The sequence below is a fragment of the Citrobacter sp. Marseille-Q3906 genome, from assembly GCF_916618775.1.
In the GTDB taxonomy this organism is placed as follows: domain Bacteria; phylum Pseudomonadota; class Gammaproteobacteria; order Enterobacterales; family Enterobacteriaceae; genus Citrobacter; species Citrobacter murliniae.
Genome location: NZ_CAKAKA010000002.1, coordinates 2,672,409 through 2,690,645, shown reverse-complemented (window position 1 = coordinate 2,690,645; position 18,237 = coordinate 2,672,409). Strand labels below are relative to the sequence as shown.

Below are 18,237 nucleotides of genomic sequence, written 5' to 3'. Positions count from 1 at the left end.
GAAAAATGAAATATATACGCGTAGCGGCCTGTATGCTGATGTTGGCGCTGGTGGGGTGCGATAATAACGATAAGCCGCCGACGGACGGGAAAAATGATGCACCAGCCCCGCAAACCGCCCCGGCAAAAGATAAGGCCCAGTTACAGAAACTGACGCAGCAAAGTCAGGGTAAGGCGCTGACGCTGCTCGATGCCTCTGAAGTTCAGTTAGACGGTGCGGCGACGTTGGTGCTGACCTTCTCCATTCCGCTCGATCCAGAGCAGGATTTTTCCCGTGTCGTGCACGTTGTTGATAAGAAAAACGGCAAAGTAGATGGTGCCTGGGAACTGGCGCCAAATCTGAAAGAATTGCGTTTACGTCATCTGGAACCTAACCGCGAACTGGTGGTGACCATTGAGCGTAATTTGCTGGCGCTGAATAAGGCAACATTTGGCATCGATTATGAAAAAAACATCACCACGCGCGACGTCCAGCCGAGCGTAGGATTTGCCAGTCGTGGTTCTCTGTTGCCGGGTAAAGTTATCGAAGGGCTGCCGGTGATGGCGCTGAATGTCGATAGTGTGGACGTGAACTTCTTTCGCGTGAAGCCGGAGTCGCTCGGTGCGTTTATCAGCCAGTGGGAATACCGCAACTCCCTGTCCAACTGGGAGTCAGACAATCTTCTGAAGATGGCCGAACTGGTCTATACCGGGCGCTTTGACCTCAATCCTGCGCGCAATACCCGTGAGAAACTGTTGTTGCCGCTGGGCGATATCAAACCGTTGCAGCAGGCAGGCGTTTACGTTGCGGTGATGAATCAGGCCGGGCATTACAACTACAGCAATGCCGCCACGCTGTTCACCCTCAGCGACATTGGTGTTTCCGCACACCGTTACCACAACCAATTGGATGTCTTTACCCAGAGCCTGGAAAATGGAGCTTCCCAGGAGGGAATTGATGTCACCTTGCTGAATGAGAAAGGGCAGACGCTGGCGCAGGCGACCACTGATGCACAGGGACACGTTAAGCTTGAGACCGATAAAGAAGCGGCGTTACTGCTGGCGCGCAAAGACGGGCAAACCACGCTGTTGGATCTGAAGTTGCCCGCTCTGGATTTGGCTGAATTTGATATTGCGGGCGCGCCGGGATACAGCAAACAGTTCTTCATGTTCGGCCCGCGCGATCTTTATCGTCCTGGTGAAACGGTGATACTTAATGGATTGCTGCGCGACAGCGACGGCAAAACGTTGCCCGATCAACCGATTAAACTGGAAGTGATAAAACCCGATGGACAGGTGTTACGCACCGTAGTCAGCCAGCCAGAGAACGGTCTTTACCGTCTGAGCTGGCCGCTGGACAGTAGCGCGCCAACCGGAATGTGGCATATCCGGGCAAACACCGGGGATAACCATGCGCGGATGTGGGATTTCCACGTCGAAGATTTTATGCCAGAGCGGATGGCGCTCAATCTCACCGCCAGCAAGATGCCGATAGCGCCGACTGACGACGTGAAGTTCTCGGTTGTTGGTTACTATCTGTACGGTGCGCCAGCGAATGGCAATGCCTTGCAGGGACAGCTTTTCCTGCGGCCACTGCGTGAGGCGGTGCCGGCATTGCCAGGATTCCAGTTTGGTAATATTGCCGAAGAAAACCTCTCCCGCAGCCTGGATGAAGTTCAGCTCACGCTGGATGAAAACGGTTGTGGTGAAGTGGTAACGAATAGCCAGTGGCAAGAAGCGCACTCCCCTCTACAGGTTATTTTGCAGGCGAGTTTGCTGGAGTCGGGCGGTCGTCCGGTGACGCGCCGGGTCGAACAGTCTGTCTGGCCTGCCGATATTCTGCCGGGCATCAGGCCACAATTCGCAGCGAAATCTGTATATGACTACCGTACGGATACCACCGTTAATCAGCCCATTGTTGATGAAGACAGCAATGCAGCTTTTGATGTTGTGTATGCTGATGCCCAGGGATCGAAAAAAGCCGTTTCAGGTTTACAGGTTCGTTTGATTCGTGAACGCCGGGATTACTACTGGAACTGGTCAGAAGGCGAGGGGTGGCAATCACAATTTGATCAAAAGGATCTGGTTGAAGGTGAACAGACGCTGGATCTTAAGGCCGATGAAACCGGTAAGGTTAGCTTCCCGGTTGAGTGGGGGGCTTACCGTCTGGAGGTCAAAGCGCCGAACGATACGGTGAGCAGCGTGCGCTTCTGGGCCGGATACAGCTGGCAGGATAACAGCGATGGTAGCGGTGCGGTGCGTCCCGATCGAGTAACGCTGAAACTGGATAAACCCAACTATCGTCCTGGCGATACCATGAAGTTACACATCGCTGCGCCAACCGCTGGCAAAGGCTACGCGATGGTGGAATCCAGCGAGGGGCCACTGTGGTGGCAAGAGATAGATGTACCTGCTGATGGACTGGATCTCTCTATCCCGGTCGATAAAACCTGGAATCGACACGACCTTTATCTCAGTGCACTGGTAATTCGTCCTGGTGACAAATCGCGTTCTGCAACACCAAAACGCGCAGTCGGATTGCTGCATCTGCCGTTGGGTGATGAAAACCGCCGTCTTGATTTGACGCTGGATAACCCTGCCAAAATGCGTCCAAATCAGCCTCTGGCCGTTAAAGTGAAGGCCAGTGTTAAAAACGGTGCAGTGCCAAAACAAGTTAACGTACTGGTTTCTGCGGTGGACAGCGGAGTGTTGAATATTACGGACTACACCACGCCGGATCCATGGCAGGCGTTTTTCGGGCAGAAACGCTATGGGGCGGATATTTACGATATTTATGGTCAGGTGATCGAAGGGCAGGGCCGTCTGGCGGCGCTGCGTTTTGGTGGCGATGGCGATGAGTTAAAACGTGGCGGTAAACCGCCGGTCAATCACATCAATATCGTGGCACAACAGGCGTTGCCGGTAATACTCAACGATCAGGGTGAAGGCACGGTGACGTTGCCGATTGGTGATTTTAACGGTGAACTGCGGGTGATGGCCCAGGCCTGGACGGCGGATGATTTTGGCAGTAGCGAAAGTAAAGTGATTGTCGCCGCGCCGGTCATTGCCGAACTGAATATGCCGCGCTTTTTAGCCGGAGGCGATAGTTCGCGCCTGACGCTGGATGTGACTAACCTGACTGACAGGCCGCAGACGCTGAATATCAAGCTTACCGCCAGTGGATTACTGGAGCTGATTGGTCAGGCCCCTGCGCCGGTGAATCTTGCCCCGGGAGTGCGTACTACGTTGTTTATCCCGGTGCGGGCGCTGGAAGGGTTTGGCGATGGCGATATTCAGGCGGTTATCAGTGGTCTGGTGTTGCCAGGAGAAACGCTCCCGGCTCAGCATAAGCAGTGGAAGATTGGTGTTCGTCCGGCATTCCCGGCGCAGACCATCAATAATTGCGTGGCGCTGCAACCTGGTGAAACGTGGCAGATCCCGGGGGAGGAACTGATCAATTTTTCCCCTGTAACCATGCAGGGGCAACTACTGTTCAGCGGTAAGCCGCCGCTAAATCTGGCACGCTACATCCGTGAACTAAAAGCCTATCCGTACGGTTGCCTGGAGCAAACGGCAAGCGGATTATTCCCGTCTTTGTATACCAATGCCGCGCAACTGAAGGCGTTAGGGATTGCTGGCGATAGTGATGAGAAGCGTCGTGCAGCGGTTGAGATTGGTATTTTCCGGTTACTGCAAATGCAGCGTGACAACGGAGGTTTTGCTCTGTGGGACAAGAACGGTCCTGAAGAGTACTGGCTGAGCGCGTATGTGATGGATTTCCTCGTTCGCGCTAACGAACAAGGCTACAGCGTTCCGGCAGAAGTGATTAACCGGGGTAACGAACGACTGCTGCGCTATTTGCAGGATCCGGGCATGATGTCGATTCGCTACACCGACGATACACCGGCAAGCAAATTTGCCGTGCAGGCATACGCCGCGCTGGTACTGGCTCGTCAGCAAAAAGCACCGCTTGGCGCACTGCGTGAGATTTGGGAGCGTCGTGCTCAGGCCGCTTCCGGTTTACCGTTGCTGCAACTGGGGATTGCGCTGAAAAACATGGGTGATGCGAATCGCAGTGAACAGGCGTTGACGCTGGCGCTGAATACTCCGCGTCGCGATGCACAACAGTGGATGGCGGATTACGGCAGTCAGCTTCGTGATAATGCACTGATGCTGGCATTGCTGGAAGAGAACAAGCTTAAACCTGATGTGCAGAACACGTTGTTGAATACGTTGTCGGAACAGGCTTTTGGTCAACGTTGGCTCTCAACTCAGGAAAATAACGCGCTGTTCCTGGCCGCGCGTACCCTACAGGATCTACCGGGAACCTGGCAGGCGCAGACCTCGCTCTCCGAACAACCGTTGGCAGGTGAAAAATCGAAAACCCATAATCTGGATGCCGACCAGTTATCCACGCTGACGGTAACCAATACGGGGAATCTGCCGCTGTGGCTGCGCCTGGATGTGAGTGGTTATCCGCAAACTTCACCGCTGCCGACAAACAATGTGCTGAGTATTGAGCGTCAGGTGCTGGGTACGGATGGACAAAGTAAATCACTCTCGACGTTGCGTAGTGGGGAACTGGTGCTGGTATGGCTGACGGTGAAAGCTAACCAGAATGTACCGGATGCACTGGTGGTTGATTTACTGCCTGCCGGACTGGAGCTGGAAAACCAGAATCTGGCTAACGGCAGCGCGAGTCTGCAGGACAGCGCAAGCGAAGTGCAGAATCTGCTTAATCAGATGCAGCAGGCGGATATCCAGCACGTTGAATTCCGTGACGATCGCTTTGTCGCTGCAGTGGCTGTCAACGAAGGGCAACCGGTCACGTTGGTGTATCTGGCGCGAGCGGTAACGCCGGGAACGTATCAGGTTCCCGTCCCGCAGGTGGAATCGATGTATGTTCCGCAATGGCGAGCCACCGGTACGGCAGAGGGACCACTGATTGTCAGACCGTAAATGATGCGCTGGGTTGGTAAACGCGGCCGCTGGCTTTGGCTGGCAGCTGCACCGCTTTTGATGGCGGCAGTTGTCTGGGGTGCAGACAAAATCTGGCCACTGCCGCTCACTGAGGTCAACCCGGCACGCGTGGTGGTGGCACATGACGGTACGCCGCTGTGGCGCTTTGCCGACGCTGAGGGTATCTGGCGTTATCCGGTAACCATTGATGAAGTATCGCCCCGTTACCTTGAGGCGTTGATCAACTATGAAGATCGCTGGTTCTGGAAACATCCCGGCGTCAATCCGTTATCAGTGCTCCGCGCTGCCTGGCAAGATCTCTCGTCGGGGCGAGTGATTTCTGGTGGCAGCACGCTCACCATGCAGGTGGCCAGGCTGCTCGATCCTCATCCGCGCACCTTTGGCGGCAAGTTTCGCCAACTCTGGCGCGCACTCCAGCTTGAGTGGCATCTCTCCAAAAATGACATTCTGACACTGTATCTGAACCGTGCGCCGTTTGGCGGCACGCTTCAGGGGGTCGGCGCGGCAAGCTGGGCGTATCTTGGCAAATCACCTGCGCAACTGAGTTACTCCGACGCTGCTTTACTGGCTGTTCTGCCACAGGCACCAAGTCGTCTGCGCCCCGATCGATGGCCGGATCGTGCCGAAGCCGCGCGCAATAAAGTGCTCGAGCGCATGGCGACGCAGGGTATCTGGTCAGCTAAGCAGGTGCAGGAATCACGTGAAGAACCGGTCTGGCTGGCACCAAGACAGATGCCGCAATTAGCACCATTATTCTCGCGCATGATGTTGGGCAAAAGTCAGCGTGACAAAATTGTGACCACGCTGGATGCAGGACTGCAACGCCAACTGGAAGAACTGGCGCAAAACTGGAAAGGACGGCTTCCGGCGCGCAGTTCGCTGGCAATGATTGTCGTTGATCATACCGATATGAGCGTCCGTGGCTGGGTGGGGTCAGTGGATATGAATGACGACGCCCGCTTTGGTCATGTGGATATGGTGAATGCGATTCGCTCGCCAGGCTCGGTGCTTAAACCCTTTGTCTATGGTCTGGCGTTGGATGAGGGACTGATTCATCCGGCTTCCCTGTTGCAGGACGTACCGCGACGTACAGGGGATTATCGTCCCGGTAATTTTGACAGCGGTTTTCATGGCCCAGTGAGCATGAGCGAGGCGTTGGTACGTTCGCTGAATTTACCTGCTGTCCAGGTGCTTGAAGCCTATGGCCCGAAGCGATTTGCCGCTAAATTGCGTAACGTCGGTTTACCGTTGTACTTACCAACCGGAGCGGTGCCGAATCTTTCGTTGATCCTGGGAGGTGCAGGTGCAAGGCTTGATGACATGGCGGCGGCGTACAGCGCATTTGCCCGGCATGGCAAAGCGGGGACATTGCGCTTGCAACCAGACGACCCACTGCTGGAACGTCCGCTGATGTCACCGGGGGCGGCATGGATCATTCGTCGGATTATGGCGGATGAAGCCCAGCCGTTACCGGATAATGCCCTGAGCAGAGTTGTGCCGCTGGCATGGAAAACCGGTACCAGCTACGGCTATCGCGATGCGTGGGCGATTGGTGTTAACGCACGATATGTGATGGGTATCTGGACTGGCAGACCGGATGGTACTCCGGTGGTCGGGCAATTCGGTTTTGCCAGTGCTGTGCCTTTGCTGAATCAGGTTAATAATCTGCTGCTGGCGCGCGGGGCGAATCAGCCTGAAGATCCACGTCCAGATTCTGTCAGCCGTGGTGTGGTGTGCTGGCCTGGGGGGCAATCGCTTCCAGCCGGTGATAGCAACTGTCGTCGTCGCTTAGCCACCTGGCTACTGGATGGCAGCCAACCGCCCACGCTGTTATTACCTGAGCAGGAAGGGGTCAGTGGTATCCGTTTTCCAGTCTGGTTAGATGAGGCGGGAAAACGAGTGGCTGCGGATTGCGAACAGGCGCATGAACAAACGTTAATCGTCTGGCCTTTACCACTGGAATCCTGGCTACCACCTTCTGAACGCCGTACTGCACGGCTACCGCCAGTTTCATCAATTTGTCCTCCGCTGGGACAGGACGCTTTGTTACCGCTCCAGTTGACAGGTGTGCGTGATGGCGCGATTGTGAAGCGCTTACCCGGTTCACCGGAGGTCTCAGTACCGGTGTATATCAGCGGTGGAGCAGGTGAGCGCTGGTGGTTTCTTAACGGCGATCGACTGGAGGAGCGAGGACGCTCTCTTACCTTGCGGTTGGCGGTTAAAGGGGAATATCAGTTGCTGGTCATGGATGATGCTGGGCAGGTTACGACGGTGAGATTTTCTTTGCAATAGAATCGTTTGATAGCGGTTGTTGCTAAAATTCATCTTATTTTAAAGAAATGTTACCTTCGTCAATAGTCAACCGCCGGGATGCTCTTTATAATCCGCGCCAGGTAAACCACAACAAAACATCTTTTTTCAGAGGTAATCATGGCTATTGAACGTACTTTTTCCATCATCAAACCAAATGCGGTGGCAAAAAACGTTATTGGGAACATCTTTGCGCGCTTTGAAGCTGCAGGGTTCAAAATTGTCGGTACTAAAATGCTGCACCTGACCGTTGAGCAGGCTCGTGGTTTCTATGCCGAGCACGACGGTAAGCCGTTCTTTGACGGTCTGGTTGAATTCATGACCTCTGGTCCAATTGTTGTTTCCGTGCTGGAAAGCGAGAACGCCGTTCAGCGTCATCGTGATCTGCTGGGCGCTACCAATCCGGCGAATGCGCTGGCGGGTACCCTGCGTGCGGACTACGCTGACAGTTTCACCGAGAACGGCACTCACGGTTCCGACTCGGTAGAATCTGCCGCGCGCGAAATCGCCTATTTCTTCGGTGAAGGCGAAGTGTGCGCTCGTACTCGTTAATTTAACGGGTTCGTTTACATATTATTTTCGCTAATGCTTCGTGCAAACGTGGCATCCCTGCGCCAGACTTTGTACAATGCAACGCCCCGGAAGAGCAGACCGCTTGCCGGGGCGTTTCTTTTTAACCCTCCACGGGCCATAACGTGTAACAACGAGGCCGGAAAATATTATGTCTGAATTAGTTAACACCTCTGAAGTCGCCATTGCTGCGGTTCCAAATAAAAATGGAAAAATTAACCTGCTGGATCTGAACCGTCAGCAGATGCGCGAATTCTTCAAAGAGATGGGCGAAAAGCCGTTTCGTGCCGATCAGGTCATGAAATGGATGTACCACTATTGCAGCGACAACTTTGATGACATGACTGACATCAATAAAGTGCTGCGTAACAAGCTGAAAGAAGTGGCTGAAATTCGTGCGCCTGAAGTTGTTGAAGAACAACGTTCGTCTGATGGCACCATCAAATGGGCCATCGCGGTTGGCGATCAGCGCGTTGAAACGGTCTACATCCCGGAAGATGACCGCGCTACCCTGTGTGTTTCTTCACAGGTTGGTTGTGCGTTAGAGTGCAAATTCTGCTCTACGGCTCAGCAGGGCTTTAACCGCAACCTGCGAGTATCGGAAATCATTGGTCAGGTCTGGCGCGCGGCGAAGATCGTCGGGGCGGTGAAAGCGACGGGCGTGCGCCCGATTACCAACGTAGTGATGATGGGCATGGGTGAACCGCTGCTCAATCTGACTAACGTGGTACCGGCAATGGAAATCATGCTTGATGACTTCGGTTTTGGCCTGTCAAAACGCCGCGTGACGCTGTCTACTTCAGGCGTTGTACCTGCGCTGGATAAGCTGGGTGATATGATTGACGTTGCGCTGGCGATCTCTTTGCATGCGCCGAACGATGAAATTCGTGACGAGATTGTGCCGATCAACAAAAAATACAATATTGAAACGTTCCTGGGGGCTGTGCGTCGTTATCTGGAGAAATCCAATGCGAACCAGGGGCGCGTTACGATTGAGTATGTGATGTTGGATCACATCAACGATGGTACCGAACATGCCCATCAGCTTGCCGAATTGCTGAAAGATACGCCGTGTAAGATCAACCTGATCCCATGGAACCCGTTCCCTGGCGCGCCGTATGGCCGTAGCTCCAATAGCCGTATCGATCGTTTCTCCAAAGTGTTGATGAGCTATGGTTTCACGACCATTGTGCGTAAAACACGTGGTGACGACATTGATGCAGCCTGTGGTCAGCTGGCGGGTGATGTTATTGACCGCACCAAGCGTACTCTGCGTAAGCGTATGCAGGGTGAGTCTATCGATATCAAGACCGTTTGATGTTGAGCGCACTACGGTATAATTAATGTGCCGTAGTGCGATATAAGTACATGAGGTTCTTTGTTGTCGCTGCCTCGACAATAATAACGGTGCGTTTTTGTCGACTTTAAGGCAGTATGTAGCGGCGCAACAAGAGTTTAGCCCTCAGGTTTACGCTGTTTTGTCATTGATAGTCAGACCGTTTTATACTGTCAGACTAAGGTTAACTGACCAGATGTTTCGCGGTGTGGGTGAGCATTGTGACTCACCGGCATCAGAACCCCAATTTACGCAGCTGTAGCGAATGAATACTGAAGCCACGCACGACAAAAATGAAGCACTAACCACCGGCGTTCGTCTGCGCAATGCCCGTGAACAACTCGGATTCAGCCAGCAGGCAGTCGCGGAGCGACTTTGCCTGAAGGTTTCCACGGTACGTGATATTGAAGAAGATAAGGCGCCAGCCGATCTTGCTTCAACATTCCTGCGTGGATATATCCGTTCCTATGCGCGTCTGGTGCATATTCCTGAAGAAGAACTGTTGCCAGGGCTGGAAAAACAGGCTCCGATTCGCCCAGCCAAAGTTGCCCCGATGCAAAGCTTTTCGCTGGGTAAACGTCGTAAAAAACGTGACGGTTGGTTAATGACCTTTACCTGGCTGGTGCTGTTCGTCGTTGTAGGACTGACAGGTGCCTGGTGGTGGCAGAACCATAAAGCGCAGCAGGAAGAGATCACCACGATGGCCGATCAGTCTTCTGCTGAGTTGAATGCCGGTAAAGATAATGCACAAAGCGTGCCGCTGGATACCAGCGCAGCAGCAAGCCAGGATAATACCCCGGCTCAGGAAGAGAGTGCAGTAGCCGGTTCAGCGCAAACGCCTGATGCTGCTACGACACCAGCACCTGCTACAGATGCTTCGCAAAATGCTGTTGTGGCACCTTCTCAGGCGAATGTTGATACTGCGACCACAGCCCCTGCTGCGCCAGATACAGCTGCGCCGTTGCCTACTGATCAGGCGGGTGTCACAACACCTGCTGCTGATGCTAATGCCCTGGTAATGAACTTTACCGCCGACTGCTGGCTGGAAGTTACGGACGCGACCGGTAAAAAACTGTTTAGCGGCATGCAGCGTAAAGATGGCAATTTAAATCTTACCGGCCAGGCACCGTACAAACTGAAAATTGGTGCTCCGGCAGCAGTGCAGATTCAGTATCAGGGTAAACCTGTCGACCTGAGTCGTTTTATCAGAACTAACCAGGTTGCGCGTCTGACCGTTAATGCCGAACAATCACCGGCTCAGTAACAGACGGCAATGCGGGAGATTTTTTAATGCATAACCAGGCTCCAATTCAACGTAGAAAATCGACACGCATTTACGTTGGGAATGTGCCGATTGGCGATGGCGCACCCATCGCCGTACAGTCTATGACGAACACACGCACCACTGATGTGGCGGCGACGGTCAATCAAATCAAAGCACTGGAACGCGTAGGCGCTGACATTGTTCGTGTCTCAGTACCGACAATGGATGCCGCCGAAGCGTTCAAGCTCATCAAACAGCAGGTATCTGTCCCGCTGGTTGCCGATATTCACTTCGACTATCGCATTGCGCTGAAGGTGGCGGAATACGGCGTCGATTGCTTGCGTATCAACCCTGGCAATATTGGTAACGAAGAGCGTATCCGCATGGTGGTGGATTGCGCTCGTGATAAAAATATTCCTATCCGTATTGGCGTAAATGCCGGATCGCTGGAAAAAGATCTACAGGAAAAATACGGCGAACCTACGCCGCAGGCGTTGCTGGAATCAGCTATGCGTCATGTGGATCATCTCGATCGTCTGAACTTCGACCAGTTCAAGGTCAGCGTTAAAGCTTCGGACGTTTTCCTCGCGGTAGAATCCTATCGTCTGCTGGCGAAACAGATCGATCAGCCGTTGCATCTTGGGATCACCGAAGCCGGTGGCGCGCGCAGTGGTTCGGTTAAATCTGCGATCGGACTTGGATTGTTGTTGTCCGAAGGGATCGGCGACACGCTGCGAGTCTCTCTGGCAGCCGATCCGGTCGAAGAGATCAAAGTGGGATTCGATATTCTGAAATCGCTGCGCATCCGCGCGCGCGGGATCAACTTTATCGCCTGTCCAACCTGTTCCCGTCAGGAATTTGACGTCATTGGTACGGTTAACGCGCTGGAGCAACGTCTGGAAGATATCATCACGCCAATGGATGTTTCGATTATCGGTTGTGTGGTAAATGGACCTGGTGAAGCACTGGTTTCGACGCTGGGCGTGACCGGCGGCAACAAGAAAAGCGGCCTGTATGAAGACGGCGTGCGTAAGGATCGTATCGATAACGACGATATGATTACGCAGCTTGAAGCCCGCATTCGTGCCAAAGCCAGCATTCTGGATGAAACGCGTCGAATTGATGTGCAGCAGGTTGAAAAATAATAACGTGATGGGAAGCGGCGTGCTTCCCGTGTATGATTGAACCCGCATGGCGCCCGTAGAATTCGGGTTAGCGTTGAGGGTTCATTTTTATATTCATAAAGAGAATAAACGTGGCAAAAAACATTCAAGCCATTCGCGGCATGAACGATTATCTGCCTGGCGAAACCGCCATCTGGCAGCGCATTGAAGGCACACTCAAAAACGTGCTCGGTAGCTACGGTTACAGTGAAATCCGCTTGCCGATTGTAGAGCAGACCCCGTTATTCAAACGTGCGATCGGTGAAGTTACCGACGTGGTTGAAAAAGAGATGTATACCTTTGAGGACCGTAATGGCGACAGCCTGACTCTGCGTCCTGAAGGAACCGCGGGCTGCGTACGCGCCGGCATCGAACATGGTCTCCTGTACAATCAGGAACAGCGTCTGTGGTACATCGGGCCGATGTTCCGTCACGAACGTCCGCAAAAAGGACGCTATCGCCAATTCCATCAGTTGGGTGTCGAAGTGTTTGGCCTGCAAGGTCCGGACATCGATGCAGAGCTGATTATGCTGACAGCTCGCTGGTGGCGCGCGCTGGGTATATCCGAGCATGTTAGCCTGGAGCTGAACTCTATCGGTTCACTCGAAGCGCGTGCAAATTACCGCGATGCACTGGTGGCCTACCTGGAGCAGCATAAAGAAAAGCTGGACGAAGACTGTAAGCGTCGCATGTATACCAATCCGCTGCGCGTGCTGGACTCTAAAAACCCTGAAGTACAGGCCCTGCTTAATGATGCTCCTGCACTGGGTGACTACCTGGATGACGACTCTCGCGAGCATTTCGCGGGTCTGTGCAAGCTGCTTGAATCTGCTGGAATTGCCTACACCGTTAACCAGCGCCTGGTTCGTGGCCTCGACTACTACAACCGCACCGTGTTTGAATGGGTAACCAGCAGCCTGGGTTCGCAGGGTACCGTGTGTGCGGGTGGACGTTACGATGGCCTGGTAGAGCAACTTGGCGGTCGTGCGACTCCGGCAGTGGGTTTTGCCATGGGTCTGGAACGACTTGTTTTGTTAGTTCAGGCAGTTAATCCGGAATTTATTGCTTCCCCTGTTGTCGATATATACCTGGTCGCTTCGGGCGTGGATACACAGTCGGCGGCAATGACGCTGGCTGAACGTCTGCGCGATGAAGTTCCCGGTGTGAAACTGATGACCAACCACGGTGGCGGCAACTTTAAGAAACAGTTTGCCCGCGCCGATAAGTGGGGCGCCCGCGTTGCACTGGTACTGGGTGAGTCCGAGGTGGCTGACGGTACTGTTGTAGTGAAGGATTTGCGCTCTGGTGAGCAAACGGCAGTAGCGCAGGATAGCGTTGCCACGCATTTGCGCACTTTACTGGGCTAAGGAGAAGGACAGCGTGGAAATTTACGAGAACGAAAACGACCAGGTTGATGCGGTTAAACGCTTCTTTGCTGAAAACGGCAAAGCACTGGCTGTTGGGGTAATTTTAGGGGTTGGCGCGCTGGTCGGCTGGCGTTACTGGACCAGCCATCAGACGGAGTCCGCACGCTCTGCTTCTCTGGCATATCAAAATACGGTGACTGCGGTAAGCGCAGGTAAACCGGATAGTATTCCTGCCGCAGAGAAATTTGCCGCGGAGAACAAAAATACATACGGCGCGTTAGCTTCAATGGAACTTGCGCAGCAGTTTGTTGACCAAAATGAACTTGAGAAAGCCGCTACCCAATTGCAACAAGGACTGGCGGCCACCAGCGATGAGAATCTCAAAGCGGTGATTAATCTGCGTCTTGCACGCGTGCAGGTTCAGCTTAAACAAGCCGATACTGCGCTGAAAACACTCGATGCTGTTAAAGGCGAAGGGTGGGTGGCTATCGTGGCCGATCTGCGTGGTGAAGCGTTGCTGAGCAAAGGCGATAAACAAGGTGCGCGTAGCGCATGGGAAGCTGGCGTGAAAAGCGATGCCTCTCCTGCTCTGAGCGAAATGATGCAGATGAAAATCAATAATTTGTCCATCTGAGAGGGACCCGATGCAATTGCGTAAATTACTTCTGCCAGGGCTGCTTTCCGTTACCCTATTGAGCGGCTGTTCACTGTTTAGTGGCGAAGAAGATGTCGTTAAGATGTCCCCATTACCGGTGGTCGAAAATCAGTTTACTCCGTCTACAGCCTGGAGCACCTCTGTAGGCAACGGTATTGGTGATTTCTATTCTAATCTTCATCCTGCGCTGGCGGATGACGTCGTTTATGCTGCCGATCGTACTGGTGTAGTTAAAGCATTGAACGCGGCCGATGGTAAAGAAGTCTGGTCCGTCAATCTGGCGGAGAAAGACGGCTGGTTCTCCAGAACGTCAGCACAGCTTTCCGGTGGTGTGACGGTATCCGGTGGTCATGTTTATATCGGTAGCGAAAAAGCACAGGTTTACGCATTGAATACCAGCGATGGTACTACGGCGTGGCAGACGAAAGTCGCCGGTGAAGCCCTGTCTCGTCCGGTTGTCAGCGATGGCGTGGTGTTGATTCATACCAGCAATGGTCAGCTACAGGCGTTAAATGAAGCGGATGGTGCCATTAAATGGACCGTTAACCTGGATATGCCTTCCCTTTCTTTACGCGGCGAATCAGCCCCAGCAACCGCTTTTGGCGCAGCCATTGTGGGTGGGGATAACGGTCGTGTGAGTGCCGTGCTGATGCAGCAAGGTCAGATGATTTGGCAACAGCGTATTTCTCAGGCAACGGGTCCAACTGAAATCGATCGTCTGAGTGACGTTGATACCACGCCGGTTATCGTCAATGGCGTTGTTTACGCCCTGGCTTATAATGGTAACCTGACGGCGCTTGATCTGCGCAGCGGTCAGATTATGTGGAAACGCGAACTGGGGTCAGTGAATGACTTCATCGTTGATGGAAACCGTATCTATCTGGTTGATCAGAATGACCGCGTGCTGGCGTTAACTACTGACGGCGGCGTAACGCTGTGGACGCAAAGCGATCTGCTGCACCGTCTGCTGACGTCTCCGGTGCTGTACAATGGCAACTTAGTCGTGGGTGATAGCGAAGGCTATCTGCACTGGATTAACGTTGATGACGGTCGTTTTGTGGCCCAGCAGAAAGTTGATAGCTCAGGCTTCCTGACCGAACCTGTTTCGGCTGATGGTAAACTGCTCATCCAGGCGAAAGACGGTACGCTGTATTCCATTACGCGTTAATCGTCCCGGCCGCTCGCTTTGAAAAACGGCTCCTGGTGCAGGGGCCGTTTTACTGTTTTTAACAACGGCGCAAAAATGCGTCCGTTGTCTGATGATTTTTTAAATGAGGCTTTAAACATGGTACCTGTGGTCGCGCTTGTCGGGCGCCCTAACGTTGGCAAATCCACGTTATTTAACCGTCTAACTCGCACCCGAGATGCGCTGGTTGCGGATTTCCCGGGTCTGACTCGTGACCGTAAGTACGGTCGTGCGGAAATTGAAGGCCGCGAGTTTATCTGTATTGATACCGGCGGTATTGACGGCACTGAAGACGGTGTCGAAACCCGAATGGCTGAACAGTCATTGTTAGCCATTGAAGAAGCTGACGTTGTGCTGTTCATGGTGGATGCTCGTGCTGGACTGATGCCGGCAGACGAAGCCATTGCCAAACATCTGCGTTCCCGCCAGAAACCCACTTTCCTCGTCGCCAATAAGACTGACGGGCTCGATCCGGACCAGGCGGTTGTCGATTTCTATTCGCTGGGCCTGGGTGAAATCCACCCGATCGCGGCTTCCCATGGTCGTGGTGTTCTCAGTCTGCTGGAACATGTTCTGCTGCCGTGGATGGATGACGTAGCTCCTCAGGAAGAAGTCGATGAAGATGCGGAGTACTGGGCAAAACTCGAAGCTGAAGAAAACGGTGAAGAGGAGCCAGAAGATGATTTCAACCCGCAAGATTTGCCGATTAAACTGGCGATTGTTGGCCGTCCTAACGTAGGTAAGTCCACACTTACTAACCGTATTCTGGGCGAAGACCGCGTTGTGGTTTACGACATGCCGGGAACGACGCGCGACAGTATTTATATCCCGATGGAACGTGATGGTCGTGAATATGTGCTGATTGACACCGCGGGTGTTCGTAAGCGCGGTAAAATTACTGAAGCGGTAGAAAAGTTCTCCGTTATCAAGACGCTGCAGGCGATTGAAGACGCCAACGTAGTGATGTTGGTGATTGACGCACGCGAAGGTATCTCTGACCAGGACTTGTCGCTGCTCGGCTTTATCCTCAATAGTGGGCGCTCACTTGTCATTGTCGTCAACAAATGGGACGGCCTGACGCAGGAAGTGAAAGAGCAGGTAAAAGAGACGCTGGACTTCCGTCTGGGTTTTATCGATTTTGCGCGCGTACACTTCATCTCTGCGCTACACGGTAGCGGTGTGGGTAACCTGTTTGAATCCGTACGTGAAGCGTATGACAGCTCAACGCGTCGCGTCAGTACCGCAATGCTGACTCGCATCATGACCATGGCGGCAGAAGATCATCAGCCACCGCTGGTACGTGGACGTCGTGTGAAGCTGAAATATGCTCACGCCGGTGGTTATAACCCGCCGATTGTGGTGATTCATGGCAACCAGGTGAAAGATCTGCCAGATTCTTACAAACGCTATCTGATGAACTACTTCCGTAAGTCACTGGAAGTGATGGGGACGCCGATCCGTATTCAGTTCAAAGAAGGGGAAAACCCGTTTGCGAACAAACGTAATACACTGACCCCAACCCAGATGCGTAAACGTAAGCGTTTGATTAAGCACATTAAGAAAAGCAAATAATATTTGCTGAGTTCGAAAAAACCGCGCTCGTCGCGGTTTTTTTTTGTTTTTTTAAAGCGTATTTTTGTCTACGCGATGTCAAACACTATTCTTCATTCGCCAAGTTTAAATCTAAGAAAGTAGACAATTGTCGAATTTTCATCTTAAAGTCCTGGGGTTGGTACTAGACAAAACTGGCATCAGGTTATCAAATGGTTAAATTATTCTTCGCCGCATGTAAAAAATCGGCCAGATAAGTAACTGGCTGGCGTACATCGCGGTGTTTATAAGCACAACGACATACCTTTTCGGGAGAATTATGCAATCCTCTGTTAATCAAAAAGAAAGCCGAACGTTCCTCGGTCATCCTTATCCGCTCGGCTCACTGTTCTTCACTGAGATGTGGGAACGTTTTTCGTTTTACGGTATTCGTCCGCTACTGATCCTGTTTATGGCCGCCACCGTTTATGATGGCGGCATGGGGCTGGCACGTGAAAATGCCTCAGCGATTGTCGGTATCTTTGCCGGCACCATGTATCTCGCCGCGTTGCCTGGCGGGTGGCTGGCGGACAACTGGCTCGGTCAGCAGAAAGCAGTCTGGTATGGTTCTATCCTGATTGCGCTTGGCCACCTGTCGATTGCGCTCTCAGCCGTAATGGGTGACAACCTGTTCTTTATCGGCCTGATGTTCATCGTGCTCGGCTCCGGCCTGTTCAAGACCTGTATCTCTGTTATGGTCGGTACGCTGTACAAAAAAGGCGATGCGCGACGTGACGGCGGTTTTTCACTGTTCTACATGGGCATCAACATAGGCTCCTTCATTGCTCCATTGATCTCCGGCTGGCTGATTAAAAGCCATGGCTGGCACTGGGGCTTTGGTATTGGCGGGATAGGGATGCTGGTAGCATTGCTCATCTTCCGTATCTTTGCTGTGCCAGCAATGACACGTTACGACAGTGAAGTCGGACTGGATTCCACCTGGAACAGTCCGGTGGTGAAGAGAAAAGGTGTGGGAGCGTGGTTGCTGGCACTGGCAGCAGGTGTGGCAATTGTTGTTACGTTGATCGCCCAGGGCGTGATTGTGATTAACCCGGTCGCAGTAGCCAGCATGCTGGTGTACGTGATTGCGGCATCCGTTGCCCTCTACTTTATCTACCTGTTCTTCTTTGCCGGATTGAACCGTAAAGAGCGTGCCAGACTGCTGGTTTGCTTTATTCTGCTGATTTCTGCTGCATTCTTCTGGTCGGCGTTCGAGCAAAAGCCAACCTCATTCAACCTGTTCGCCAACGACTACACTAACCGTATGATTGGCGATTTTGAAATACCGGCTGTCTGGTTCCAGTCGATCAATGCGCTGTTTATCATCCTGCTGGCACCCGTGTTCAGCTGGGCGTGGCCGAAGCTGGCCAGCATGAACATTCGCCCGAGCAGTATCACCAAATTCGTTATTGGCATTCTCTGTGCTGCGGCGGGCTTTGGTCTGATGATGATGGCGGCGCAAAACGTGCTGAGTAACGGCGGTGCGGGCGTTTCACCTTTCTGGCTGGTGGGCAGTATCCTGATGCTGACTCTCGGCGAACTGTGCCTGAGTCCGATTGGTCTGGCGACTATGACGCTGCTGGCACCAGAAAGAATGCGTGGTCAGATGATGGGACTGTGGTTCTGCGCCAGTGCGCTGGGTAACCTGGCGGCGGGCCTGATTGGTGGTCACGTGAAGGCCGATCAGCTAGATATGCTGCCGGATCTGTTTGCGCGCTGCTCCATTGCGCTGCTTATCTGTGCCGCAGTACTGATTGTTCTCATTGTTCCGGTACGCCGCATGCTGGAGAATGTGCAGACTAAACCGGCAACCAACACCTGATAAAACCTCAACTTTG

Annotated in this window: 11 protein-coding genes; all 11 read left to right on the top strand. The window is 53.1% G+C overall.

The window, feature by feature from the left end:
- Positions 1 to 5 precede the first annotated feature (5 nt).
- The 11 genes from LG384_RS17025 to LG384_RS16975 all read left to right on the top strand — a co-directional run bounded on the left by LG384_RS17025 (position 6) and on the right by LG384_RS16975 (position 18,221).
- Positions 6 to 4,937, top strand: a complete 4,932-nt coding sequence (locus LG384_RS17025; protein WP_225761264.1) for an alpha-2-macroglobulin — start codon at positions 6 to 8, stop codon at positions 4,935 to 4,937.
- A complete protein-coding gene (pbpC, locus tag LG384_RS17020) occupies positions 4,938 to 7,250 on the top strand; it encodes a peptidoglycan glycosyltransferase PbpC (RefSeq protein WP_225761263.1) in 2,313 nt (770 codons plus the stop codon). It begins immediately after the preceding gene.
- 138 nt (positions 7,251 to 7,388) lie between these two features.
- Entirely contained in the window at positions 7,389 to 7,820 is a 432-nt protein-coding gene (gene ndk / locus LG384_RS17015; protein WP_045446143.1) for a nucleoside-diphosphate kinase, read from the top strand.
- Between the two features lie 169 nt (positions 7,821 to 7,989).
- On the top strand, positions 7,990 to 9,156 hold the full coding sequence (locus LG384_RS17010) for a bifunctional tRNA (adenosine(37)-C2)-methyltransferase TrmG/ribosomal RNA large subunit methyltransferase RlmN (RefSeq protein WP_045446140.1): 1,167 nt from the start codon (positions 7,990 to 7,992) through the stop codon (positions 9,154 to 9,156).
- Positions 9,157 to 9,439: 283 nt separating this feature from the next.
- The gene (gene rodZ / locus LG384_RS17005; RefSeq protein ID WP_200010313.1) at positions 9,440 to 10,438 is read left to right on the top strand and encodes a cytoskeleton protein RodZ; all 999 of its coding nucleotides are present in this window, start codon (positions 9,440 to 9,442) and stop codon (positions 10,436 to 10,438) included.
- Positions 10,439 to 10,464: 26 nt separating this feature from the next.
- A complete protein-coding gene (ispG, locus tag LG384_RS17000) occupies positions 10,465 to 11,583 on the top strand; it encodes a flavodoxin-dependent (E)-4-hydroxy-3-methylbut-2-enyl-diphosphate synthase (RefSeq protein ID WP_048220829.1) in 1,119 nt (372 codons plus the stop codon).
- A 110-nt stretch (positions 11,584 to 11,693) separates the two neighbouring features.
- Positions 11,694 to 12,968, top strand: coding sequence for a histidine--tRNA ligase (hisS, locus tag LG384_RS16995; protein WP_045446131.1), 1,275 nt, complete (start codon positions 11,694 to 11,696; stop codon positions 12,966 to 12,968).
- 13 nt (positions 12,969 to 12,981) lie between these two features.
- On the top strand, positions 12,982 to 13,602 hold the full coding sequence (locus LG384_RS16990) for a YfgM family protein (protein WP_045446128.1): 621 nt from the start codon (positions 12,982 to 12,984) through the stop codon (positions 13,600 to 13,602).
- A gap of 10 nt (positions 13,603 to 13,612) precedes the next feature.
- Positions 13,613 to 14,791: an outer membrane protein assembly factor BamB gene (bamB, locus tag LG384_RS16985; protein WP_045446125.1), complete on the top strand. Its 1,179-nt coding sequence runs from the start codon at positions 13,613 to 13,615 to the stop codon at positions 14,789 to 14,791.
- A 117-nt stretch (positions 14,792 to 14,908) separates the two neighbouring features.
- Positions 14,909 to 16,381, top strand: a complete 1,473-nt coding sequence (der, locus tag LG384_RS16980; RefSeq protein WP_045449743.1) for a ribosome biogenesis GTPase Der — start codon at positions 14,909 to 14,911, stop codon at positions 16,379 to 16,381.
- A gap of 298 nt (positions 16,382 to 16,679) precedes the next feature.
- Positions 16,680 to 18,221, top strand: a complete 1,542-nt coding sequence (locus tag LG384_RS16975) for a peptide MFS transporter (protein WP_225761262.1) — start codon at positions 16,680 to 16,682, stop codon at positions 18,219 to 18,221.
- Positions 18,222 to 18,237: the final 16 nt, after the last annotated feature.